At 71.8% G+C, this 16,175-nt stretch carries 20 protein-coding genes; 5 read left to right on the top strand and 15 right to left on the bottom strand.

Annotated elements, in window-relative coordinates:
- Nucleotides 1-5: 5 nt before the first annotated feature.
- Nucleotides 6-404 carry a phosphoribosyl-AMP cyclohydrolase gene (gene hisI, locus EAO75_RS20780; RefSeq protein ID WP_147996571.1) on the bottom strand — a complete coding sequence of 133 codons (399 nt, stop codon included), beginning with the start codon at nt 402-404 and terminating at the stop codon, nt 6-8.
- A 129-nt stretch (nt 405-533) separates the two neighbouring features.
- Between hisI and EAO75_RS20775 the strand changes: the two genes are divergently transcribed.
- The gene (locus EAO75_RS20775; protein WP_147996570.1) at nt 534-1,169 is read left to right on the top strand and encodes a TIGR03085 family metal-binding protein; all 636 of its coding nucleotides are present in this window, start codon (nt 534-536) and stop codon (nt 1,167-1,169) included.
- Nucleotides 1,170-1,171: 2 nt separating this feature from the next.
- On the opposite strand, the gene EAO75_RS20770 is transcribed toward EAO75_RS20775, so the two are convergent.
- The 11 genes from EAO75_RS20770 to hisD form a co-directional block, all read right to left on the bottom strand.
- On the bottom strand, nt 1,172-1,384 hold the full coding sequence (locus EAO75_RS20770) for a hypothetical protein (protein ID WP_147996569.1): 213 nt from the start codon (nt 1,382-1,384) through the stop codon (nt 1,172-1,174).
- The gene (locus tag EAO75_RS20765) at nt 1,345-2,595 is read right to left on the bottom strand and encodes an MFS transporter (protein WP_261989365.1); all 1,251 of its coding nucleotides are present in this window, start codon (nt 2,593-2,595) and stop codon (nt 1,345-1,347) included. Before EAO75_RS20765 ends, EAO75_RS20770 begins: the two co-directional genes overlap by 40 nt.
- A gap of 10 nt (nt 2,596-2,605) precedes the next feature.
- A complete protein-coding gene (locus EAO75_RS20760) occupies nt 2,606-3,196 on the bottom strand; it encodes an ArsR/SmtB family transcription factor (RefSeq protein WP_147996567.1) in 591 nt (196 codons plus the stop codon).
- A gap of 117 nt (nt 3,197-3,313) precedes the next feature.
- Nucleotides 3,314-4,069, bottom strand: a complete 756-nt coding sequence (gene hisF / locus EAO75_RS20755) for an imidazole glycerol phosphate synthase subunit HisF (RefSeq protein ID WP_147996566.1) — start codon at nt 4,067-4,069, stop codon at nt 3,314-3,316.
- Between the two features lie 13 nt (nt 4,070-4,082).
- A complete protein-coding gene (locus EAO75_RS20750) occupies nt 4,083-4,475 on the bottom strand; it encodes a RidA family protein (RefSeq protein WP_147996565.1) in 393 nt (130 codons plus the stop codon).
- Nucleotides 4,472-5,197 carry a bifunctional 1-(5-phosphoribosyl)-5-((5-phosphoribosylamino)methylideneamino)imidazole-4-carboxamide isomerase/phosphoribosylanthranilate isomerase PriA gene (gene priA, locus EAO75_RS20745; RefSeq protein WP_147996564.1) on the bottom strand — a complete coding sequence of 242 codons (726 nt, stop codon included), beginning with the start codon at nt 5,195-5,197 and terminating at the stop codon, nt 4,472-4,474. Before priA ends, EAO75_RS20750 begins: the two co-directional genes overlap by 4 nt.
- A 4-nt stretch (nt 5,198-5,201) precedes the next feature.
- Nucleotides 5,202-5,843, bottom strand: coding sequence for an imidazole glycerol phosphate synthase subunit HisH (gene hisH, locus EAO75_RS20740; RefSeq protein ID WP_187284528.1), 642 nt, complete (start codon nt 5,841-5,843; stop codon nt 5,202-5,204).
- Nucleotides 5,840-6,004: a hypothetical protein gene (locus tag EAO75_RS45985; RefSeq protein ID WP_187284527.1), complete on the bottom strand. Its 165-nt coding sequence runs from the start codon at nt 6,002-6,004 to the stop codon at nt 5,840-5,842. Before EAO75_RS45985 ends, hisH begins: the two co-directional genes overlap by 4 nt.
- A gap of 3 nt (nt 6,005-6,007) precedes the next feature.
- Nucleotides 6,008-6,601, bottom strand: coding sequence for an imidazoleglycerol-phosphate dehydratase HisB (hisB, locus tag EAO75_RS20735; RefSeq protein WP_062719038.1), 594 nt, complete (start codon nt 6,599-6,601; stop codon nt 6,008-6,010).
- A complete protein-coding gene (locus tag EAO75_RS20730; RefSeq protein ID WP_147996562.1) occupies nt 6,598-7,710 on the bottom strand; it encodes a histidinol-phosphate transaminase in 1,113 nt (370 codons plus the stop codon). The genes hisB and EAO75_RS20730 overlap by 4 nt, the downstream gene beginning before the upstream one ends.
- On the bottom strand, nt 7,707-9,032 hold the full coding sequence (hisD, locus tag EAO75_RS20725; protein WP_147996561.1) for a histidinol dehydrogenase: 1,326 nt from the start codon (nt 9,030-9,032) through the stop codon (nt 7,707-7,709). Before hisD ends, EAO75_RS20730 begins: the two co-directional genes overlap by 4 nt.
- A 171-nt stretch (nt 9,033-9,203) precedes the next feature.
- Here hisD and EAO75_RS20720 point away from each other — a divergent pair, with 171 nt between their 5' ends.
- From EAO75_RS20720 to ybaK, 4 genes are all read left to right on the top strand, one after another.
- Nucleotides 9,204-10,793: an oxidoreductase gene (locus EAO75_RS20720; RefSeq protein ID WP_147996560.1), complete on the top strand. Its 1,590-nt coding sequence runs from the start codon at nt 9,204-9,206 to the stop codon at nt 10,791-10,793.
- Nucleotides 10,794-10,984: 191 nt separating this feature from the next.
- Nucleotides 10,985-12,028 carry a hypothetical protein gene (locus EAO75_RS20715; protein ID WP_147997992.1) on the top strand — a complete coding sequence of 348 codons (1,044 nt, stop codon included), beginning with the start codon at nt 10,985-10,987 and terminating at the stop codon, nt 12,026-12,028.
- An 11-nt stretch (nt 12,029-12,039) separates the two neighbouring features.
- The gene (locus tag EAO75_RS20710) at nt 12,040-12,777 is read left to right on the top strand and encodes an LON peptidase substrate-binding domain-containing protein (RefSeq protein WP_147996559.1); all 738 of its coding nucleotides are present in this window, start codon (nt 12,040-12,042) and stop codon (nt 12,775-12,777) included.
- Between the two features lie 27 nt (nt 12,778-12,804).
- The gene (gene ybaK / locus EAO75_RS20705) at nt 12,805-13,308 is read left to right on the top strand and encodes a Cys-tRNA(Pro) deacylase (protein ID WP_147996558.1); all 504 of its coding nucleotides are present in this window, start codon (nt 12,805-12,807) and stop codon (nt 13,306-13,308) included.
- A gap of 162 nt (nt 13,309-13,470) precedes the next feature.
- Here ybaK and EAO75_RS20700 read toward each other — a convergent pair whose 3' ends face one another.
- The 3 genes from EAO75_RS20700 to EAO75_RS20690 all read right to left on the bottom strand — a co-directional run bounded on the left by EAO75_RS20700 (nt 13,471) and on the right by EAO75_RS20690 (nt 16,166).
- Nucleotides 13,471-14,232 (bottom strand): DUF2567 domain-containing protein, encoded by a 762-nt coding sequence (locus EAO75_RS20700; RefSeq protein WP_147996557.1) that lies wholly within the window; start codon nt 14,230-14,232, stop codon nt 13,471-13,473.
- A gap of 34 nt (nt 14,233-14,266) precedes the next feature.
- Nucleotides 14,267-15,091, bottom strand: coding sequence for an ABC transporter permease (locus EAO75_RS20695; protein ID WP_147996556.1), 825 nt, complete (start codon nt 15,089-15,091; stop codon nt 14,267-14,269).
- A gap of 100 nt (nt 15,092-15,191) precedes the next feature.
- A complete protein-coding gene (locus EAO75_RS20690) occupies nt 15,192-16,166 on the bottom strand; it encodes an ABC transporter ATP-binding protein (RefSeq protein ID WP_147996555.1) in 975 nt (324 codons plus the stop codon).
- Nucleotides 16,167-16,175 lie beyond the last annotated feature (9 nt).

Below are 16,175 nucleotides of genomic sequence, written 5' to 3'. Positions count from 1 at the left end.
TGACCTTACTGATCCACTGCCGGTACGCCGGAATCGGCGTCCTTGAGCAGCACGTCCTCGTCGAAGCAGGTCCGCGCGCCCGTGTGGCAGGCGGCGCCGACCTGGTCGACCTTGACGAGCACGGTGTCCGCGTCGCAGTCCAGGGCGACCGACTTCACCCACTGGAAGTGGCCGGAGGTGTCGCCCTTGACCCAGTACTCCCCGCGGCTGCGCGACCAGTAGGTGCAGCGGCCGGTGGTGAGCGTGCGATGCAGCGCCTCGTCGTCCATCCAGCCGAGCATCAGCACCTCTCCGGTGTCGTACTGCTGGGCGATGGCGGGCAGGAGCCCGTCCGCGCTGCGCTTGAGGCGCGCGGCGATCTCGGGGTCCAGCGGGCTGGGCTGACGGGGCGTGCTCGTGGTCATGTCTGCCATTGTGCCGCGCACAACTGACAGTGACGGCGCGGTGTCCACTGGGTGGATGGGGACGGTGTGCAGCGCCGGTGGCCGGGCGACCGGGTGGGCGGACCGGATGCGTGGTCGTAGGCTGACTGTATGTCGACCTTCGCGCAGCGTGAACGACTTCTCCTGGCCGACCTCCTGGAGGCCGAGGGCCCGGAAGCCCCCACCCTCTGCGAGGGCTGGGCCACTCGTGATCTGGCCGCGCACGTGGTGGTGCGCGAGCGCCGCCCCGACGCCGCCGCCGGTCTGCTGATCAAGCCGCTCGCGTCGCGCCTGGACAAGGCGATGGAGGAGTTCGCGGCCAAGCCGTACGAGGAGCTGATCCAGCTCATCCGCACCGGCCCGCCGCGCTTCTCGCCCTTCCAGCTCAAGCAGATCGACGAGGCGTCCAACACGCTCGAGTTCTACGTCCACACCGAGGACGTCCGCCGCGCCCAGCCGGACTGGACGCCGCGCGAACTCGATCCGGTCTTCCAGGACGCCCTGTGGTCCCGTCTGGAGCGCTCCGCGCGTCTGGTGGGCCGCAGCGCCCCGACCGGCCTGGTGCTGCGCCGCCCCGACGGACAGACGGCGGTCGCCCACAAGGGCACGCCGGTCGTCACGGTGACCGGGGAGCCGTCGGAGCTGCTGCTGTTCGCCTACGGCCGGCAGAACGCCGCCAAGGTCGAGCTGGACGGCGACGAGAACGCCATCGCCAAGCTGCACGAGTCGAAGCAGCTCGGCATCTGAGCTCAGCCCGGCAGTTCGGCCCGGCGCAGGTCCCGTGCGCACAGTCCGACCATCCCGCCGAGCCCGCAGAGTGCGGCACTGGCCACGAAGACCGGTCCGGTGCCCCACTGGCCGATCGCGGCGCCGGTCAGGGGGAAGGTGAGCGGGGCGAGGCCGAGGCTGAAGAAGTCTGAGCTCAGCCCGGCAGTTCGGCCCGGCGCAGGTCCCGTGCGCACAGTCCGACCATCCCGCCGAGCCCGCAGAGTGCGGCACTGGCCACGAAGACCGGTCCGGTGCCCCACTGGCCGATCGCGGCGCCGGTCAGGGGGAAGGTGAGCGGGGCGAGGCCGAGGCTGAAGAAGGTGGACACGGACGTGACCCTGCCGACGTAGGCCCGGTCGGACTCGGCCTGGAGCAGCGCCCCGCACAGGACGCCGTTCAGGCCCGAGATCAGCCCGATGGACAGGGCCACGGCGACGGCGACCCCGATCTGCGGTACGAAGGCCAGCGCGCCGATCGAGGCCGCGCTGAGCACGCCGGACGTGGACAGCACGAGCCCCGCGCGCGGGACGCGGCCACGGGCGGTGAGCAGCAGGGAGGCCGCCCCCGCGCCGGTGCCGAACCCGGCGAGCACCCATCCGACGCCGCCGGCTCCCCAGCCGCGTTCGTCGGCGAGCAGGGTCAGGCCGACGTTGAGCGGGCCGACGAAGCCGAGGTCGCTGAGTGCGATGACGAGGATCAGCGGCAGCAGGACCCGGTGGCCGCGTATGTAGCGCAGGCCGCCGGTCAGATCGCTCCAGGCGCTGCCACGCGCGCGTGCGTCGTCGGCGGGCAGCCTGCGCACCCGCAGGGCGATCAGGAGCGGCAGGGAGGCCGCGAACAGCAGCCCGGCCAGCCCGAACGCCGCCCCGGTGCCCCCGAGGGCCACGGCGAGGCCGCCGAGCGGGGCCCCGACGACGTTGGCCAGCCGGACGACGAGACCCCGCATGCCGTGCACCCGGGCGAGCTGTCCGCGTGAGGTGATCCGGGTGGGCAGGGCGCCCAGGGCGGGCATCATCACGGCGTCGACGGCCCCGAAGACCAGCGCCAGCGCGGCCAGCGGCCACAGGCCGGGACTGCTCACGAGCAGCAGCGCGGCGACCGCGAGGACCGCCGCGCAGCGCAGGGCGTCGCTGCTGATCAGCACCCTGCGGGGGCCGAACCGGTCGGCGATCACTCCCCCGCCCAGCATCAGTGCGGCCCGCGGCACCGCGCTGAGGGCGGTGACCAGTCCCGCCTGGGCGGGCGTACCGGCCTGGACGGCGGCCCAGGACAGGGCGAGGTAGTAGACGTTGTCGCCGACGGCCGACGAGGCGTAGGCGCCGAGCCAGCGCCGGACGTCGGGGTCGCGGTGGGCGGGGCGCTCCGCCTCGGCGGCGGGCGCGTTGCCGGTCTGTGTCGTGGGCACGTCTGTCCTCTCAGATCCGGAACGGGAAGGCATAGGTGTGCACCGCGACGCTCTCGCGGCCCTCGGTGTCGCCTGCGGCGTCGGCGGCCACGCCCTGCTCGTCGTACCGGCGCAGCAGGGCGAGCATGTCCTTGGTCAGCTCGGCCAGTTCGTCCGCGGTGAGCCGCAGGTGGGACTCGGAGGACTCGGCGGCCCGGTTCCACTCGGGGCCCCAGTGGGTGCGCTCGTCGAGCCAGCGCCGGTACATGTCCGTGCGCTGCTGCACGAAGAGCCTGCTGGCCGCCGTGTGCGCGGCGGCCTTCTCGGGGGCGTCGCGGAAGTCCTCGTCGTGGATGCGCACCCCGTCCGAGGCGGGCTGCCACCAGCGCTCGCGGCCGTCGGCGCTGCGCGGCTCGGCCTCCTCGATGAGCCCGTGCTCGGCGAGCTTGCGCAGGTGGTAGCTGACCAGTGACACGGCCTCGTCGACCTGTTCGGCCAGCTGTGAGGCGGTGGCGACCCCGGCGACCGTCAGCCCGCGGAGCAGCTGCATCCGCAAGGGGTGGGCGAGCGCCTTGAGCGTGCCCAGGTCAGTGATGCGGCGGTCTCTCTCCTTGTCCGTCATGCCCTCACCCTAGATACAAAAGAAAACTTGCACAACAGATTTTGCGCAACTTTCCTTTCGCATCTGCTCGTGAGAAAGCCCCGGCCGCTTCCAGCACGGCCGGGGCTCAGCCCGATGTCAGCGGACGGGGTGTCCCGCCCCCCGCAGCGCGTCCTTGACCTCGCCTATCCGCAGATCGCCGAAGTGGAACACGGACGCCGCCAGCACCGCGTCCGCCCCCGCCTCGATGGCGGGCGGGAAGTCGGCGAGCTTGCCGGCGCCGCCGGAGGCGATCACCGGGACCGTCACGTGTTTGCGTACGGCCTGGATCATCTCCAGGTCGTAGCCGTCCTTCGTGCCGTCCGCGTCCATCGAGTTGAGCAGGATCTCGCCCGCGCCCAGCTCGGCCGCGCGGTGCGCCCACTCGACGGCGTCGATGCCGGTGCCCTTGCGGCCGCCGTGGGTGGTGACCTCGAAGGTGCCTTCGGGAGTGCGGCGCGCGTCGACCGAAAGGACCAGCACCTGCCGGCCGAAGCGCTCGGCGATCTCGCGGATCAGGTCGGGACGGGCGATGGCCGCCGTGTTGACGCCCACCTTGTCCGCGCCCGCGCGCAGCAGCTTGTCCACGTCCTCGGCCGTACGGACGCCGCCGCCGACCGTCAGCGGGATGAACACCTGCTCGGCGGTACGGCGCACCACGTCGTACGTCGTCTCGCGGTTGCCCGACGAGGCCGTGATGTCCAGGAACGTCAGCTCGTCGGCGCCTTCGGCGTCGTACACCTTGGCCATCTCGACGGGGTCGCCCGCGTCGCGCAGGTTCTGGAAGTTCACGCCCTTGACGACCCGGCCGTTGTCCACGTCCAGGCAGGGAATGACTCGGACCGCCAGGGTCATGAAACCGGCTCCTCTAACGTCCTCTGAATGCTTCTATTTCCACTTCGACCAGGATGCGCGAGTCCACGAATCCCTCGACGACCAGCAGCGTCGAGACCGGGCGCGCCGTGTCGAAGACCTCCTTGTGGGCCCGGCCCACGGCGTCCACGTCCCGCGCGTGGGTCAGGTACAACCGCGTACGGACCACGGACTCGACCCCGAGCCCGAACTCGCCGATCGCCTCGATCGCGTTGGCGAAGGCCGCCTTGGCCTGTTCGTACGGGTCGCCCTCGCCGTACAGCACATCGCCCTTGAACGACGTCGTGCCCGCGACCAGCACACGGTCGCCGGCCGCCACGGCGCGCGCGAACCCGAAGGACTCTTCCCAGGGACTTCCACTCTGCACGCGCCGTACGGCATCGCTCATGACGACACAGCCTCCAAGGCCTCTTCCAGGGTGAACGCCTTCGCGTACAGGGCCTTCCCGACGATGGAGCCCTCGACACCGAGGGGCACCAGCTCGGAGATCGCGCGGAGGTCGTCCAGGGACGAGACCCCGCCGGAGGCGACCACCGGGCGGTCGGTCGCCGCGCACACGTTCTTCAGCAGCTCCAGGTTCGGGCCCTGGAGGGTGCCGTCCTTGGCGATGTCCGTGACGACGTAGCGGGCGCAGCCCTCGTTGTTGAGGCGCTCCAGCGTCTCGTAGAGGTCGCCGCCGTCACGGGTCCAGCCGCGGCCGCGCAGCGTCGTGCCGCGTACGTCGAGACCGACGGCGATCTTGTCGCCGTGCTCGGCGATGACCTTGGCGACCCAGTCCGGGGTCTCCAGGGCTGCCGTGCCCAGGTTCACGCGGGTGCAGCCGGTGGCGAGCGCGGCGGTGAGGGAGGCGTCGTCGCGGATGCCGCCGGACAGCTCGACTTTGATGTCCATCGCCTTGGCGACCTCGGCGATCAGCTCGCGGTTGTCGCCGGTGCCGAACGCGGCGTCGAGGTCGACCAGGTGCAGCCACTCGGCGCCCGAGCGCTGCCAGGCCAGGGCGGCCTCCAGGGGCGAGCCGTAGGAGGTCTCGGTGCCGGACTCGCCGTGCACGAGGCGGACGGCCTGGCCGTCGCGGACGTCTACGGCGGGGAGGAGTTCGAGCTTGGCCATGTCTCTACAGGGTTCCGATCCAGTTGGTGAGCAGCTGCGCTCCGGCGTCGCCGGACTTCTCGGGGTGGAACTGCGTGGCCCACAGGGCGCCGTTCTCCACGGCCGCGACGAAGGGCTTGCCGTGCGTCGACCAGGTGACCTTGGGTGCGGTCATCGCCGGGTTGTGGATCTCCAGCGTCCAGTCGTGGACGGCGTAGGAGTGCACGAAGTAGAAGCGCGCGTCCGCGTCCAGGCCGGCGAACAGCTCGGTGCCCGGCGCCGCGTCCACGGTGTTCCAGCCCATGTGGGGCACGATGTCGGCCTGCAGCGGCTCCACCGAGCCCGGCCACTCGCCGAGGCCCTCGGTCTCGACGCCGTGCTCGATGCCGCGCGCGAACAGGATCTGCATGCCGACGCAGATGCCCATCACGGGGCGTCCACCGGACAGCCGACGCTCGATGATCCAGTCGCCGCGGGCCGCGGTCAGCCCCTTCATGCAGGCCTCGAAGGCACCGACGCCCGGCACCAGCAGACCGTCGGCGTTCATGGCCCTGTCGAAGTCACGGGTGATCTCGACGTCGGCGCCCGCGCGCGCGAGGGCGCGTTCGGCGGACCTCACATTGCCGAAGCCGTAGTCGAAGACCACGACCTTCTTGGAGTCGGTCAATTCCACACCTCCAGCCTCAGGACGCCCGCGAGAAGACACATCGCTGCGCCTATCGAGAGCAGCACGATGAGGCTCTTGGGCATCTGCTGCTTGGCGAAGGAGATGATGCCGCCGACCAGGAAGAGGCCGACGACGATCAGGATGGTGGACAGCCCGTTCATGGGTTACAGCGCGCCCTTCGTCGAGGGAAGGATGCCGGCCGCGCGCGGGTCGCGCTCGGAGGCGTAGCGCAGGGCCCGCGCCAGCGCCTTGAACTGGCACTCCACGATGTGGTGCGCGTTGCGCCCGTAGGGCACGTGCACGTGCAGGGCGATCTGGGCCTGGGCGACGAAGGACTCCAGGATGTGCCGGGTCATCGTGGTGTCGTACTCGCCGATCATCGGCGCCATGTTCTCGGGCTCGGTGTGCACGAGGTAGGGGCGGCCGGACAGGTCGACGGTGACCTGGGCGAGGGACTCGTCCAGCGGGACCGTGCAGTTGCCGAAGCGGTAGATCCCCACCTTGTCGCCGAGGGCCTGCTTGAAGGCGGCGCCCAGCGCGAGGGCGGTGTCCTCGATGGTGTGGTGCGAGTCGATGTGCAGGTCGCCCTCGGTCTTCACGGTCAGGTCGAACAGACCGTGCCGGCCGAGCTGGTCGAGCATGTGGTCGTAGAAGCCGACGCCTGTCGACACATCGACCTTGCCGGACCCGTCGAGATCGATCTCGACGAGGACCGAGGTCTCCTTCGTCACCCGCTCTATGCGGCCTACGCGGTTCATGCGCTCTGCTCCTTCTTCAGTTCACGTACCGCGTCGAGGAACGCGTCGTTCTCATCGGGAGTTCCGGCGGACACCCGCAGCCATCCCGGGATGCCGTTGTCCCGGACCAGGACACCCCGGTCGAGGATCTTCTGCCAGGCCGTGTGCGAGTCCTCGAACCTGCCGAACTGCACGAAGTTCGCGTCGGACTCGACGACCTCGTATCCGGCGGCCCGCAGCTCGGCGACCAGCCGGTCCCGCTCGGACTTGAGCTGCTCGACGTACTTCAGCAGGACGTCCGTGTGCTCCAGGGCGGCCAGCGCGGTCGCCTGGGTGACGGCCGACAGGTGGTACGGCAGCCGTACGAGCTGGACGGCGTCCACGACCGCCGGGTGCGCGGCGAGATAGCCGAGGCGCAGGCCCGCGGCGCCGAAGGCCTTCGACATCGTCCGGGAGACGACGAGATTCGGCCGGCCTTCGAGCAGCGGCAGCAGCGAGTCGCCGTGGCTGAACTCGATGTACGCCTCGTCGACCACGACCATCGACGGCTTCGCCGCCTGCGCGGCCTCGTACAGCGCGAGCACGGTCTCGCGCGGGACCGCGTTGCCCGTGGGGTTGTTGGGCGTCGTGATGAAAACGACGTCGGGCCGGTGCTCGGCGATCGCCTTCGCGGCCACCTCGACGTCGATCGTGAAGTCGTCGCCCCGCGGACCGGAGATCCAGCCCGTGCCGGTGCCGCGCGAGATGAGCCCGTGCATCGAGTACGACGGCTCGAAGCCGATCGCCGTGCGCCCGGGTCCGCCGAAGGTCTGCAGCAGCTGCTGGATGACCTCGTTGGAGCCGTTGGCCGCCCAGACGTTGGCCAGGCCGACCTCGTGACCGGACGTGTCCGTCAGGTACTTGGCGAGCTGGGTGCGCAGCTCGACCGCGTCCCGGTCCGGGTAGCGGTTGAGGTTGCGGGCGGCCTCGCGGACGCGCTCGGCGATGCGCTCGACCAGCGGCTCGGGCAGCGGGTAGGGGTTCTCGTTGGTGTTCAGCCGTACGGGGACGTCCAACTGGGGCGCGCCGTAGGGGGACTTGCCGCGCAGCTCGGCACGGACGGGGAGATCGTCGATGCGTACGTCGCTCACTTGCTCTCGGGTACCTTCCAGCCGAACCTCGCCTTGACCGCCGCGCCGTGCGCCGGCAGGTCCTCCGCCTCCGCCAGCGTGACCACGTGATGCGCGACCTCGGCCAGCGCGTCCTTCGTGTAGTCGACGATGTGGATGCCGCGCAGGAAGGACTGCACGGACAGGCCCGAGGAGTGGCAGGCGCAGCCGCCGGTGGGCAGCACGTGGTTGGAGCCGGCCGCGTAGTCGCCGAGCGAGACCGGCGCCCAGGGGCCGATGAAGATCGCGCCTGCGTTGCGCACCCGGTCGGCCACGGCGGCCGCGTCGGCCGTCTGGATCTCCAGGTGCTCGGCGCCATAGGCGTCGACGACCCGAAGGCCCTCGTCGACGCCGTCGACCAGGACGATCGCGGACTGCCTGCCCTTGAGGGCGGGCACGATGCGGTCGTCGATGTGCTTGGTGGCCTCGACCTGCGGCTCCAGCTCCTTCTCGACCGCGTCCGCGAGCTCGACGGAGTCGGTGACGAGGACGGCGGCGGCCAGCGGGTCGTGCTCGGCCTGGCTGATCAGGTCGGAGGCGACGTGCACCGGGTCGGCCGTGGAGTCGGCCAGGATCGCGATCTCGGTCGGGCCCGCCTCGGCGTCGATGCCGATCCTGCCGGTGAAGTAGCGCTTGGCGGCGGCGACCCAGATGTTGCCGGGGCCGGTGACCATGTTGGCGGGCGGGCAGGACTCGGTGCCGTACGCGAACATCGCAACCGCGGTGGCGCCGCCGGCGGCGTACACCTCGTCGACGCCGAGCAGCGCGCACGCGGCGAGGATCGTCGGGTGGGGCAGGCCGCCGAACTCGGCCTGGGCCGGAGAGGCGAGCGCGACGGACTCGACGCCGGCCTCCTGGGCGGGCACCACGTTCATGATCACGGAGGACGGGTAGACGGACCGGCCGCCGGGCGCGTACAGCCCGACGCGGTCGACCGGCAGCCACTTTTCGGTCACCGAGCCGCCGGGCACGACCTGGGTCGTGTGGGTCGTACGGCGCTGCTCGCGGTGGACGAGACGGGCGCGGCGGATGGACTCCTCCAGAGCCGCGCGCACGGCCGGGTCGAGTTCCGCGAGGGCCTTGGTGAGCGCCTCGGCGGGCACCCGTACCTGGTCGAGCCTGACCCCGTCGAACGTCTCCGCGAAGTCGATCAGCGCCGCGTCACCCCGATGATGCACGGCCTCGCAGATCGGACGCACCTTCTCCAGGGCGGCCGAAACGTCGAAGTCGGCTCGGGGCAGCAGGTCGCGCAGGGCGGGGCCCTCGGGGAGGGCGTCGCCGCGCAGATCGATTCGGGAGATCACGGGTGCAATTCTCTCAGACCCTGCTCCGGCGTCGTTCGCGCGTATCAATGGCTGATACAGATCGTCGGCGGAACCCGGAAGATCTTCTTCACGTCTAGCGTTCGGGGCGTCACTCAGCGGGCATGAACGGTTGTACTAAACCCACGAGTAGCTGAGGGGGATGGGCGCAACGTGACCGAACGGGGCGGTCTTCGCGACGGAGACCTGCCGGACGACCTGCCCAGCGACCTGACCGCCGCCGAGCTCGGCATGTGGCAGGCCTTCCGCAACGGCAGCGTGTACGACCTGAGCAGCGGCGACACGGTCGTCGACGACCCGCACGGCGGGCATCCCTGGGGCGCGGACCGGACCGTGCGCGCGCGGATCATCTGCTGGCTGCTGCTGGACGGTCCGCCCGCCCTCGCGGGCCGGGTGTCCTCGCTGAAGCTGGTGGGCGTGCGGATCAGCGACACGATGGACCTGGCGGGCGGCACTGTGGTGCCGTACGTCGAGCTGCGGGGCTGCCGCTTCGACCAGGAGGTCCGGCTGCCGGAGGCCCGCTTCACGACCGTGCGGCTGGTGGACTGCGCGGTGCCGCGCCTGGAGGCGGCCCGGGTGCACACCGAGGGCGATCTGCATCTGCCGCGCTGCCGGTTCCACAACGGCGTACGGCTCACCGACGCCCACATAGGCACGGACCTGCTGCTCAACCAGGCGATCGTCTACCGCGACCGCAGCGGCCGCTCCATCGCCGCGGACGGCATCAGCGTCGGCCAGGACCTCCAGGCCGAGATGCTGGAGTCGCACGGCGAGCTGAGCCTGCGCGGCGCCAGCATCGGCGTGTCGCTGAGCCTGCGCGGCGCACGGCTGGTCAACCCGTACACCCGGCTCGCGCTGAACGCGCCCCAGCTGACCGTCGGGCGCACGCTGTACCTGACCCCGGCCGGCGTCGGAAGTCCGCTGCTGAGCGGCCGTACTCCCGCGCGCGGGACCCGCATCCAGCGTTTCGAGTGCCAGGGCGGGGTGCGCCTGGACGACGGGCGGTTCGGGGACGCGGTCGACCTGGAGCGGGCCCGGTTCACCTTCACCGACGAGCAGGAGCTGTCGCTGCGCCGGATCCAGACGCCGGAGCTGCGCTTCCTCGGGGAGCGGCCGGAGCGCGGCGGGGTGGTGCTGTCGGGGGCGCGGACCGTGAACCTGATGGACCGCGCGGACGCCTGGCCGGACCCGGGGCTGCTGCACATGAGCGGCTTCACCTACGAGAACCTCGTGCCGCGCGGCCCGTTCCCGCTGGAGCGGCGGCTGGCGTGGGTGGCCGCCGCGACCGCCGAGTACAACCCGGAGCCGTACGAACGGCTGGCCGCAGTCCTGCGCAACGGCGGTGAGGACGAGGACGCGCGCGAGGTACTGCTCGCCAAGCAGCGCCGCCGCCGCGAGACGCTGCCGCCCGCGGCCAAGATGTGGGGCTACGCACAGGACTGGATGGTCGCCTACGGATATCGGCCCGGCCGGGCCGCCGTGTGGATGGCGGTGCTGTGGGCGGCGAGCTCGCTGGCCTTCGCCCACGCCGACCATCCGCCGATCAAGGGCGGCGAGCATCCGACCTGGAACCCGCCGCTGTTCGCCCTCGATCTGCTGCTGCCGGTCATCGACCTGGGCCAGGTCGGGTTCTGGCAACTGAGCGGGGCCTGGCAGTGGCTGGCCGCCGCGATGATCCTGCTCGGCTGGATCCTGGCGACGACCGTGGCGGCGGGGGCGACGCGCACGCTGCGGCGGAACTGACGATGGGGCCTGCGGGGTCGGTGAGGTCAGTGGGTCATTGGGGCCTTGGGACCACTGCTTCGAAAAGTGTCGAAAGTATTGATGTCGGACAGTTGTTGAACAGTTGACCTTTACCGGTTCTTGACCTCCCCGCGTACAACTTTCGACGTCTTGGCCGTTCCCTCTGGCGCGGCATGACCAGCGGTCTTTCAATGGTCGACACCATGGCTCTGATGCTTCCGTTCGGCCGTGCGTCCCGGACGACAAGGACCGCCGAGCACCTCGTCGCGCTCCCCGCCGACGACGAGGTGCTCCTCGACGCCCCCGACGACCGCCTCGGCCCCGCGCTGGTCGCGGCCGGGAGCGGCGCGTACGGGCCCGCCGCCGCACTGCTCGCCCACACGAGACAGCAGGCGCAGTGGGAGTACCGCGACCGCTACACGCTGCACCTGGCGGCCTTCGCACGCTCACGCACGGAGTGGCTGGAGAGCTGGTACGCGGCCGCCCCGCAGGATCCGGACGCGCTGCTGATCAGGGCCCAGCTCGCGGTGGACCACGCCTGGCGGTCACCGGCCCGGGCCGAGGTGCTGCGCGGGGTGAGCCCGCTGATCACCGCCGCCGCGCGCGCCGACGACCGCGACCCGGTGCCCTGGCGGATCGCCCTGGACCACGCGCGCGGCTCACGCGCCGGGCACACCTACTTCGGCGAGCTGTGGGAGGCGGCGCTGCGCCGCGCTCCGCGCCACTACGGCTGCCATGTGGCGGCCCTGCGCTACCTGGCCTCGTCCTGGCACGGCTCCCACCGCGAGTGCCTGGACTTCGCCGACCGGGCCGCGCAGGACGCCCCGGCCGACTCCCTCGTCCAGGCGCTGCCGACCCGGGCCGTCCTCGCCTACCTGGACGACGACTGCGGTCCGGGCGTGCCGCGCGAGCGGCTGGAGACGGCGGCCGACCGGGCCGTCACGCTGTCCGCCCGGTTCCCCGCGGCCGACCTGTGGCCCGCCGCGATCCGTAACAAGCTGACGTATGTGCTGGTGCGGCTGGGCCGCTGGGAGGACGCCCTGGAGCAACTGCGGCTGATCGGGCCGTACGCCACCTCCTTCCCGTGGAGCAGGCTCTCGGAGGATCCGCTGGACCGGTTCCTGAAGATGCGCGAGGAGGTCCGGCGGCGCACGGCCACCGACGCCGAGGGCAGCACGCGCGGCGAGCATCCACGGAGTGGGCGCGGCGGACGCGTTCACTCCGGCGACCATTAGGCTTTGGCGCCGTGACCGTCCGCCTTCCGCTGTTTCCCCTGAACTCGGTGCTGTTCCCGGGACTCGTGCTGCCGCTCAACGTGTTCGAGGAGCGGTATCGCGCCATGATGCGCGAGCTGCTGAAGACCCCCGAGGAGGAGCCGCGCCGATTCGCCGTCGTGACGATCCGCGACGGCCACGAGGTGGCCCAGAGCGCTCCCGGCATGCCCGACCCCACGGCCCTGCCCGAGCGCGGGCCCACCGCGGGCTTCGGCCCCGACCCGGTCAAGGCCTTCCACGGGGTGGGCTGTGTGGCGGACGCGGCGACGATCCGGGAGCGGGAGGACGGCACCTTCGAGGTGCTGGCGACCGGCACGACGCGGGTGCGCCTGGTGTCGGTGGACGCCTCGGGCCCGTTCCTGACGGCCGAGCTGGAGGAGCTGCCGGAGGAGCCGGGCGACGAGGCGGGAGCGCTGGCCGAGGGGGTGCTACGCGCGTTCCGGCAGTACCAGAAGCGTCTGGCCGGCGCCCGTGAACGTTCCCTGTCCACGACGACCGACCTGCCGGACCAGCCCTCGGTGGTCTCCTACCTGGTGGCGGCCGCGATGATGCTGGACACCCCGACGAAGCAGCGTCTGCTCCAGTCCCCGGACACCGCGTCCCGGCTGCGCGACGAGCTGAAACTCCTTCGCACCGAGACCTCGATCATCCGTAGCCTGCCGTCGCTGCCGTCGTCCGACCTGACGCGCGGCCCGACGAGTCTCAACTGACGTACGACCTCTGGGGAACCGGCCACCATGGCGAAGAAGTCCAAGAAGAACCAGCAGGCGGGAGGCACTCCCGCGACGGTCGCCCTCACGGCCGCGGGTGTCGCCTACACCGTCCACTCCTACGACCACGACCCCGCCCACCCCTCGTACGGCGAGGAGGCGGCGGAGGCGATGGGCGTGTCCCCCGACCGGGTCTTCAAGACGCTGGTGGCGGACGTGGACGGCGGCCTGACCGTGGCGGTGGTCCCGGTGGCCGGCCAGCTGGACCTCAAGTCCCTGGCGTCGGCGGTCGGCGGCAAGCGCGCGGCGATGGCCGACCCGGCCCTGGCGGAACGCACCACGGGCTATGTGCGGGGCGGCATCTCCCCCCTGGGCCAGCGCAAGAAGCTCCGCACGGTCCTGGACGACTCCGCCCGCGCCCACGCCACGATCTGCGTCTCGGCGGGCCGTCGCGGCCTGGAGGTCGAGCTCTCCCCCGAGGACCTCGCCGAGCTCACGGAAGCGGTCCTCGCTCCCATCGGGCGTGCGTGACCCCTCGACGGCGGGGGTGTCCTCGGTTAAGTACGAGGGACATGTCGAAGAAAACGCGGAAACGCAAGTGGCGCATCAAGAAGGGCCGCTCGAACCACGGACGCCGCCCGGCATGACGATCCATCGCTCCAGGGGGCCGAGCCCCCTGGGCGTTCCGCGGCTTCAGGCCTGCGGCGCCCCGTACGGGTCCTTCGGCTGCCCCTGCGGCGGGTGCTGCTGATACGGGTCCGCGTCCCGGGGCCCGAACAGCGCCGTCAGCCCGAGGTGGACGACCAGCGCGGCCAGCGGCCAGGCCAGCAGCGCGCCCTTGGCGCCCAGCTTCAGCGGCGCCGAGAAGGCGACTCCCTTCCCCGCTTCCTTCGCGTGGGCGATCACATCCTGCGTGGGTCCGAGCCGCACCCCGAGCCACCAGGCCAGCAGCGCCCCGAGGAATCCCCCGACGGCCAGCCCGATCACCAACGGCACACCCCCGCGCCGCCGCCAGAGAAAGACGGCGACCGCACTGACCAGGCCGAACGCGAGCGCGAGCAGAGTGAACGTTCCATCCACCCCGATGGCCTGCTCCCCCTCGGAATCCTTGAAGTAGACGACCCAGCCGTTGTCGACGACGTCCCCGACCAGCGGCACGCTCGGCGCGAGCCACCACCACAGCACCCCGAGCAGCGCGCCGAAGAGCGCCACGACCACCGTGACCACGGCGGCCTCTCGGAGCTCGGTCTTCATACCGGGACCGTCCTGTTCGTACGAGCCATATATACCGCCGTACGGGCCATGAGGACCGTGGTGGCCCGGTACCCCGCCCGGGGCACCGGATATGACGTCATGCGGCGGCACGGCGGCCGCGTGCCGGGCAGCGGGCTGCTGCCACCCCCCGTTCGGGGACGGTTCACGCGGCGGCGGTGGAGGAGTCAGCGGAGCGGTCACCCTGCCATCGTGCCAGGCCGACCTGTGCGGCGCGTCACCGGACGGCCGCCCGACGGTACGCCCAGGTGGCGACGGCCAGCGAGACGACGCCGACGACCCCGCACACGGCCAGGTCAGCGAGCACGAACGCCCAGTCGGGCCGCTCCCCGAAGGTCCGCGCGAAGGCCTCCACGCCGTATGTCGAGGGCAGCAGGTCCCGCGTGAAGCGCACCGCCTCCGGCATCCGGTCGGCGGGCAGCACACCCAGCAGCAGCGCCGCCGACATGCCCAGCTGGCCGAGCAGTGTGGCCAGTTCGGGGCGCGGCGCGAGCAGTCCGAGCGCCGCCCCCAGTCCGGCGAGCGCGGCTCCGGCCAGCGGGATCACCGCGATGAGCACCCACAGATGCGCCATCGGCAGCCCGAACAGCACGCATCCGAAGACGGCGGTCACCACGGTCCCGGGCACGGTGAAGGACGCGTACGCCCCCGCCGCCCCCAGCACCACCGCGGCGGGCGGCACCGGCAGCGTGGCGTAGTGGTCGAGCCCACCGCTGGCCCGCAGCTGCCCGAAGTACTGCGCGAGCAGGTTCAGCGCGACGAAGGCCACGACGAGCACCGCCGACCCGGCGACCACGGCCTGCGCCTCGGCCCCGCCGTCCACGACCCCGCGCATCAGGATCATGATCCCGATCGACTGGAAGGTCGCCACGAACAGCAGCGGAATACGCGCGACCCGCGCCCGGGACAGCTGCGCCCGGTACACGGCGCACAGCGCCGGCCACAGCCGCGCACGCGGCCCGAGCTCGGCCGCGGCCCGGCCGGCCGTCTCGTCCACGGCCAGGGCGCTGCCCGGCAGAACCTCGGCGGGTACGACACTCACGTGGCGCTGCTCCCTTTCGCACTGGGGATCACTCGGGAGGTGGCCCTGTTCCGTACGGCGTTCTGTACGACGTTCTGTACGGATACGACGGTCTGCGTGCTCACGCTTTCACCAACCCCTGCTGCGCGGCCCCGCCCAGCGACAGATAGACGTCCTCCAGGCTCGGCGTGGCGAGCGTGAAGTCGTCCAGCGCGGCGAAGGCGGCCCCGCCGGTGACGGTGGCGACGACCGCGCGGGCCTCCTCGGGGGCGAGCCGCAGCGTCCAGCGGCGGCCGGACTGAACGGCCCGGTCCTGGAGCGCGGCGACCTCGGGCACGTCCAGGGGCGCCCGGTCCCGCCACAGCAGTTCGACCCGCACCTCGCCCGCGACCCGTTCCTTGAGCCCGGACGGCGTGTCACAGGCGATCACACGGCCCCGGTCGAGGACCGCGACCCGGTCGAGCACGGTCTCGGCCTCGATGACGTTGTGGGTGACGAGCAGCACGGTCGTCCCGTGCTCGGCGCGCCGCCGGTCCACGGCCGACCAGACGGCCCGCCGAGCCACCGGGTCCATCGCGGTGGTCGGCTCGTCGAGCACGAGCAGCGGCCGCTCCCCCACCAGCGCGGCGGCGAAGCAGGCCAGCCGGCGCTGCCCGCCGGAGAGCTTCCTGATCGGCCGCCCGGCGAGCGGACCGAGGCCCAGCTCGTCGAGCACGGCGTCCCGTTCGGCCCGCGCCTGGCGCACGTCCAGGCCGCGCAGCCGCCCGGTCGTCTCGGCGGCGAGCGACACGGTCAGGTCGTCGAGGGCGGTCGACTCCTGGCCGAGGTAGGCGAGGATGCGGGCGGCCCGCTCGGGGTGGCGCACGATGTCGTGCCCGAGGATCTCGACGCTGCCGGTGTCGGGCCGCATCAGCCCGGTGAGCTGGCGCACGAGGGTGGTCTTGCCGGCCCCGTTGGGTCCGAGCAGTCCGAAGATCTCGCCGCGCCGGATGTCCAGCCGTACGTCGTCGGTGGCCCGCACCTCGTCGGTCGCGGGCACTCCGCGCCGTCCGCGCACCGCCGGATAGGTCTTGGTCAGCCCGCGCACGGCACACACGACGTCACC

This window comes from Streptomyces sp. UW30 (genome assembly GCF_008042075.1).
Lineage (GTDB): Bacteria > Actinomycetota > Actinomycetes > Streptomycetales > Streptomycetaceae > Streptomyces.
The sequence above is the reverse complement of the archived record's forward strand: the minus strand, read 5'-3'. Positions and strand labels throughout refer to the sequence as shown.

What these genes read in the sequence shown, in the direction of transcription:
- EAO75_RS20715 (WP_147997992.1), top strand. Translation starts at nt 10,985, where the DNA reads ATGGTCGACACCATGGCTCTGATGCTTCCGTTCGGCCGTGCGTCCCGG.
- EAO75_RS45985 (WP_187284527.1), bottom strand. Translation starts at nt 6,004, where the DNA reads ATGAACGGGCTGTCCACCATCCTGATCGTCGTCGGCCTCTTCCTGGTC.
- hisI (WP_147996571.1), bottom strand. Translation starts at nt 404, where the DNA reads ATGACCACGAGCACGCCCCGTCAGCCCAGCCCGCTGGACCCCGAGATC.
- EAO75_RS20775 (WP_147996570.1), top strand. Translation starts at nt 534, where the DNA reads ATGTCGACCTTCGCGCAGCGTGAACGACTTCTCCTGGCCGACCTCCTG.
- hisB (WP_062719038.1), bottom strand. Translation starts at nt 6,601, where the DNA reads ATGAACCGCGTAGGCCGCATAGAGCGGGTGACGAAGGAGACCTCGGTC.
- EAO75_RS20760 (WP_147996567.1), bottom strand. Translation starts at nt 3,196, where the DNA reads ATGACGGACAAGGAGAGAGACCGCCGCATCACTGACCTGGGCACGCTC.
- priA (WP_147996564.1), bottom strand. Translation starts at nt 5,197, where the DNA reads ATGGCCAAGCTCGAACTCCTCCCCGCCGTAGACGTCCGCGACGGCCAG.
- EAO75_RS20750 (WP_147996565.1), bottom strand. Translation starts at nt 4,475, where the DNA reads ATGAGCGATGCCGTACGGCGCGTGCAGAGTGGAAGTCCCTGGGAAGAG.
- hisF (WP_147996566.1), bottom strand. Translation starts at nt 4,069, where the DNA reads ATGACCCTGGCGGTCCGAGTCATTCCCTGCCTGGACGTGGACAACGGC.
- ybaK (WP_147996558.1), top strand. Translation starts at nt 12,805, where the DNA reads ATGGCGAAGAAGTCCAAGAAGAACCAGCAGGCGGGAGGCACTCCCGCG.